The 5247-nt window shown below is 68.9% G+C and carries 3 protein-coding genes; all 3 read right to left on the bottom strand.

Annotated features, from left to right (window positions below; translation table 11 throughout):
- Window positions 1-83: 83 nt before the first annotated feature.
- Entirely contained in the window at window positions 84-3236 is a 3153-nt protein-coding gene (locus FKP22_RS20360) for a CusA/CzcA family heavy metal efflux RND transporter (RefSeq protein ID WP_141289519.1), read from the bottom strand.
- Window positions 3237-3250: 14 nt separating this feature from the next.
- Window positions 3251-4525 carry an efflux RND transporter periplasmic adaptor subunit gene (locus FKP22_RS20365; RefSeq protein ID WP_141289520.1) on the bottom strand — a complete coding sequence of 425 codons (1275 nt, stop codon included), beginning with the start codon at window positions 4523-4525 and terminating at the stop codon, window positions 3251-3253.
- Between the two features lie 17 nt (window positions 4526-4542).
- On the bottom strand, window positions 4543-5247 hold a 705-nt coding region (locus FKP22_RS20370; RefSeq protein ID WP_141289521.1), incomplete at its 5' end, for a TolC family protein.

The raw sequence follows: 5247 nt of genomic DNA on the forward strand, positions 1-5247 counted from the left end.
CGTGCTGGCGCCGAACAACAAGGCCGCGGTGAGCGCGGGGAGGGCGGGTCGCAGGGACATGGGAAACCTGGGGTGGCGCGGGATCAGGCCGGCACGGCGGCGGCTGCCGGCACCTCGTCTTCATCGCGCCTGTGCGCCCAGCGGTACAGCACCGGCAGCACCAGCAGGGTCAGCAGCGTGGACGACAGGATACCGCCGATGACCACCGTGGCCAGCGGGCGCTGCACCTCCGCACCGGTGCCGGTGGCCAGCGCCATCGGCACAAAGCCCAGCGAGGCCACCATGGCGGTCATCAGGACCGGCCGCAGCCGTGTCAACGCGCCTTCCCAGATCGCGTCGTCCAGGTTCCTGCCTTCTTCGCGCAGGCCGCGGATGAAGGACAGCATCACCAGGCCGTTCAGCACCGCCACGCCGCACAGCGCGATGAAGCCCACCGCGGCCGAGATGGACAGCGGAATGCCCCGCAGCCACAGCGCCAGCACGCCGCCGGTGAGTGCAAACGGAATGCCGGTGAACACCAGCAGCCCGTCCTTGACGTTGCCGAACATCGTGAACAGCAGCACGAACACCATCAGCAAGGCCAGCGGCACGACCAGCTGCAGCCGCTGGGTGGCCGAGGCCAGTTGCTCGAAGGTGCCGCCCCAGGCCGTCCAGTAGCCGGCTGGCACCTTGACGGTGGCGATGGCGGCCTGGGCATCGCCGACGAAGGAGCCGAGGTCGCGCCCGGTGACGTTGGCGCTGACGACCACGCGCCGCTTGCCGTCTTCGCGGGAGATCTGGTTCGGGCCTGGCGTCAGCTCCAGCGTGGCGAGTTCTCCCAGCGGCACATAGGCCGTCGGCCCGCTGCCCCTGGGCAGGGCAATGGGCAGGCGGCGCAGCGCGTCGATGTCCTGCCGCACGGCCTCGGGCAGGCGCACCAGGATGTCGAAGCGCCGGTCGCCCTGGAAGAAGGTGCCGGCCTCGCGGCCGCCGATGGCGGTGGCCACGGTGGCCTGAACCTCGTTCATGTTCAGCCCGTAGCGGGTGGCCTTGGCCCGGTCGATGTTGACCGAGAGCATCGGCAGGCCGCTGGTCTGCTCGACCTTGACCTCGGTGGCGCCGGGCACCTGGCCCAGCCGCTCGGCGATCTGGGCGGCGGTGGTGTTCAGCACCTCGTTGTCGTCGCCAAACAGCTTCACCGCCACGTCCGAGCGCACGCCGGAGATCAGCTCGTTGAAGCGCAGCTGGATGGGCTGCGAGAACTCGTAGGCGTTGCCCGGCACCAGGGCCGCTTCTTCGCGGATCGCGGCCAGCAGCTCGTCGCGCGTCTTGCGCGGTGCGGGCCACTGGTCCATGGGCTTGAGCATGATGTAGCCGTCGGAGATGTTGGGCGGCATCGGGTCGGCGGCAATCTCTGCGGTGCCGGTGCGCGCGAAGATGCGCTCTATCTCGGGGAAGCGAGCCTTCAGACGGCGCTCCAGCTGCTGCTGCATGGCGACGGACTGCGTCAGGCTGGTGCCGGGAATGCGCAGCGCCTGGATCGCGAAGTCGCCCTCGTTCAGGTTGGGCACGAACTCGCTGCCCAGCCGGGTGCCCACCGCCACCGAGAACAGCACCGCGACCGCGGCGAAGGTGGCGACCACCGGCGCGTTGGCCAGCGAGGCCTTCAGGGCCGGCTCGTAACGGCGCCTGGCCCACAGCATCAGCCGGTTCTCCTTTTCCGCCACGCGTTGGCCGATGAACAGCGCAATGGCCGCGGGCACGAAGGTGATGGACAGCAGCATCGCGCCCAGCAAGGCCAGCAGCACGGTGAAGGCCATCGGGTGGAACATCTTGCCCTCCACGCCGGTGAGCGCCAGGATGGGCACGTAGACCACCATGATGATGAGCTGCCCGAACAGCAGCGGCCGCCTGGCTTCCCTGGCCGCGGCAAACACCTCGTGGAAGCGCTCCGAGCGTGTCAGTGGCCGGCCTCTGTGGGCCTGCGCATGGGACAGCCGGCGCACCGCGTTTTCGATGATGACCACGGCCCCGTCGACGATGATGCCGAAGTCCAGCGCGCCCAGGCTCATCAGGTTGGCGCTGATGCGGTACGAGACCATGCCGCTGAAGGTGAACAGCATGGACAGCGGGATCACCATCGCCGTGATCAGCGCGGCGCGCATGTTGCCGAGGAAGAGGAACAGCACCGCGACCACCAGCACCGCGCCTTCGAGCAGGTTCTTCTGCACCGTGGCGATGGCCTTGTCGACCAGCACCGTGCGGTCATACACCGTGACCGCCCGCACGCCGGCCGGCAGCGACTGGTTGATCGCCTTCATCTGCTTGTCGACCGCCCGCGAGACGCTGCGGCTGTTCTCGCCCATCAGCATGAAGACGGTGCCCAGCACCACCTCCTGGCCGTCCTCGGTGGCCGCACCGGTACGCAGCTCGCGTCCGATTTCGACCTCGGCCACGTCGCCCACGCGAACCGGCTGGCCCTGCGCGCTGCCGACGATGATGTCGCGGATGTCCTGCATCGACGCGACCTGGCCCGGCGCGCGCACCAGGTACTGCTCGCCGCGCCGCTCGATGTAGCCCGCGCCCTCGTTGGCATTGTTCTTCTCCAGCGCCGCCACCACGTCGGCCAGGCTCAGGCCGTGAGCCCCCAGCCGCTCCAGGTTCGGCGCCACCACGTACTGCTTCTCGAAGCCGCCGATCGAGTTGATCTCGGTGACGCCGGGCACATTGCGCAGCTGCGGCTTGACCACCCAGTCCTGGATCTCGCGCAGGTCGGTCGGCGTGTAGGCGCTGCCGTCGGGCTTCTTGGCGCCGGGCGCTGCTTCGACGGTCCACAGGTAGATCTCGCCCAGGCCGGTGGAGATCGGGCCCATACTGGGTGTGATGCCGGCCGGCAGGCGCTCCCTGGCTTCCTGCAGCCGCTGGTTGACCAGCTGGCGGGCGAAGTAGATGTCGGTGCCGTCCTGGAAGATCACCGTGACCTGGGACAGGCCGTAGCGTGACAGCGAGCGGGTCTGCGCCAGGCCGGGCAGGCCGGCCATCACGGTCTCGACGGGGTAGGTGATGCGCTGCTCGGCTTCCAGCGGCGAGTAGCCGGGCGCCTCGGTGTTGACGACGACCTGGACATTGGAGATGTCCACCACGGCGTCAATTGGCAGGCGCGTGTAGTTGTAGAGGCCCAGCCCGGCCATGCCCAGCACGGCCAGCATGACCAGCCAGCGCTGCTCGATGCAGAAGCGGATGATGCGTTCAAACATGGATGCGTCTTCCTTCAGTGTTCGTGTTCCGCCGAGCCCTTGCCCAGCTCGGCCTTCAACACAAAGGTGTTGGACGCGGCGATCTGTTCACCGGCCTTCAGCCCACCCAGCACTTCGACGCTGCGGCCGTCCGACCGGCCCAGCTTCACCGGCTGGCCCGCGAAGCCGCCATCGACTGCCTTGAACACCATGCTCTGCCCTTCGACCGACTGCACCGCATCGGCATTCACCACCAGTGGCAGCGTCTGCTGCTCGCCCAGCACCGCCACGGTGACGAACAGGCCCGGGCGCCACGCGCCGCCGGGGTTGCGCAGCGCCACGCGGGCGCGGGCGGTGCGGGTCTGCTCACCCAGCAGGGCGCCGACGTAGGCGATCACGCCCTCGGTCTTGCTGTCGAATGCAGTCGAGGAGACGATGACCCGCTGGCCCACCCGCACCGTGCCCAAGTCCTTGGGCGCCACCGCGAAGTCGGCCCACACGGTGCTCAGGTCGGACACGGTGAAGATGCTGGCGTCTTCCTTGACGGCCTCGCCCAGGCTCAGGTGCTTCTCCACCACGGTGCCGGCAAACGGCGCGCGGATCTCGAAGCGGTTCAGCACGGCCGAAGCGCCCGTGGCACCGACCGCGGCCAGTTTCTGCGCGGCGTTCTGCAGGGCAATGTCGGCCTCCTGCAAGGCGCTTTGCGCCTGCAGGAAATCCTGCTGGGCGGAGATCCTGTCCTCCCACAGCTTTTTCTCGCGCTCGAAGCTCACGCGTGCGGCGTCGCGGCGCTTTTGCGCGGTCAGCCATTCGCTGCGCTGCTCGGCCAGCGCGGTGCTGGCAACGGTCGCCAGCAGCTCGCCTTTTTTCACCTGCTGCCCGAGGTCGGCATGCACCGCCTCGACCACGCCGGCCAGGCGCGGCACGACGTGGGAGGTGCGGTCGTCGTTGAAGCGGATCTCGCCCTGGAACTCGGCGCTGGCCTGCAGCTGGCCCGGCCCGGTGGCCTGCAGCGTGATGCCTGCGGCCTTGATCTGCTCGGCGCTCAGCGAGATGCGCGTTTCCTCGTGCTCCTCGTGCGCTTCATGCTCGCCATGTGCTTGAGCTTCAGGCGCATGTGCGTCCTTGTCGCCAGGTTTGTCTTCGTGTGTGTCCTCGTGCTGACCTTCATGTTGTCCCTCGTGTGGATCGGCGTGCTCGGCTTCTTCGCCGCTGGTGTGCCGTGCCGTCATCAGCACCGCGCCGGTGCCGAGCAGGCCTAGCACGATGAGGAGCGCCATCGCGACGCGTTGTCTGGAAGTGATTGCCATGATGGGAAGGAATGCGTTTAGCGACCGAGCAGGCGGTCGATGGTCGCGGCGGCCTGGTGGGCGCCGGACAGCGTGTTCAGGTAGCGGCTGCGGGCCTGCAGCAGCGCGCGCTGGGCATCGATCACGTCGATGAAGCCGAACTTGCCGGCCTCGAAGCCCTGGCTTGCCGCGTCGAAGGCGCGTTGCGCGGCCGGCAGCACGGTGTCCTGCAGCGTCTGCACCGAGCTGCGGGCCAGCGCAAGCTGGCTGGTGGCTTGCTGCAGCTCGCCCAGCAGCCGCAGGCGCGTGGCGCGGTGCGCATCTTCGGCCTGCAGCGCACGCCTGCCGGCTTCGAGCACGCTGCCCTGGTTGCGGTCGAACAGCGGCAGAGGAATCGACACGCCGATGACCGCCTGCGTGCGGCCGAGTTCGTTGTCGCGCTTGGCGCCCAGGCTGAGCGTGATGTCGGGCACGGCCTTGCTGCGCTCGACTTCCACCATCGCCTGCCTGCGGCTGGCTTCGATGCGGCTGGCCTGCAGCGCCGGCGAGGCGTCGAGCTGTTGCCGCAGCTCATGCAGCGCCGCCGGGCTGGGCAGCTGGCTCGCATCGCCGGTCACTTCGGAGAAACCGGGCTGTTCGTCGCCCCACAGCGCCGCCAGACCGTGGCGTGCGGCCTGCAGTTCCGCAACTGCCTCGGCGGCCTCCAGCTGCGCGTTCGCCTGGTCGACACGCGCCCGGGTTTC

Source organism: Ideonella azotifigens, assembly GCF_006519715.1.
GTDB classification, from domain to species: domain Bacteria; phylum Pseudomonadota; class Gammaproteobacteria; order Burkholderiales; family Burkholderiaceae_C; genus Ideonella; species Ideonella azotifigens.

What these genes read in the sequence shown, in the direction of transcription:
- FKP22_RS20360 (WP_141289519.1), bottom strand. Translation starts at nt 3,236, where the DNA reads ATGTTTGAACGCATCATCCGCTTCTGCATCGAGCAGCGCTGGCTGGTC.
- FKP22_RS20365 (WP_141289520.1), bottom strand. Translation starts at nt 4,525, where the DNA reads ATGGCAATCACTTCCAGACAACGCGTCGCGATGGCGCTCCTCATCGTG.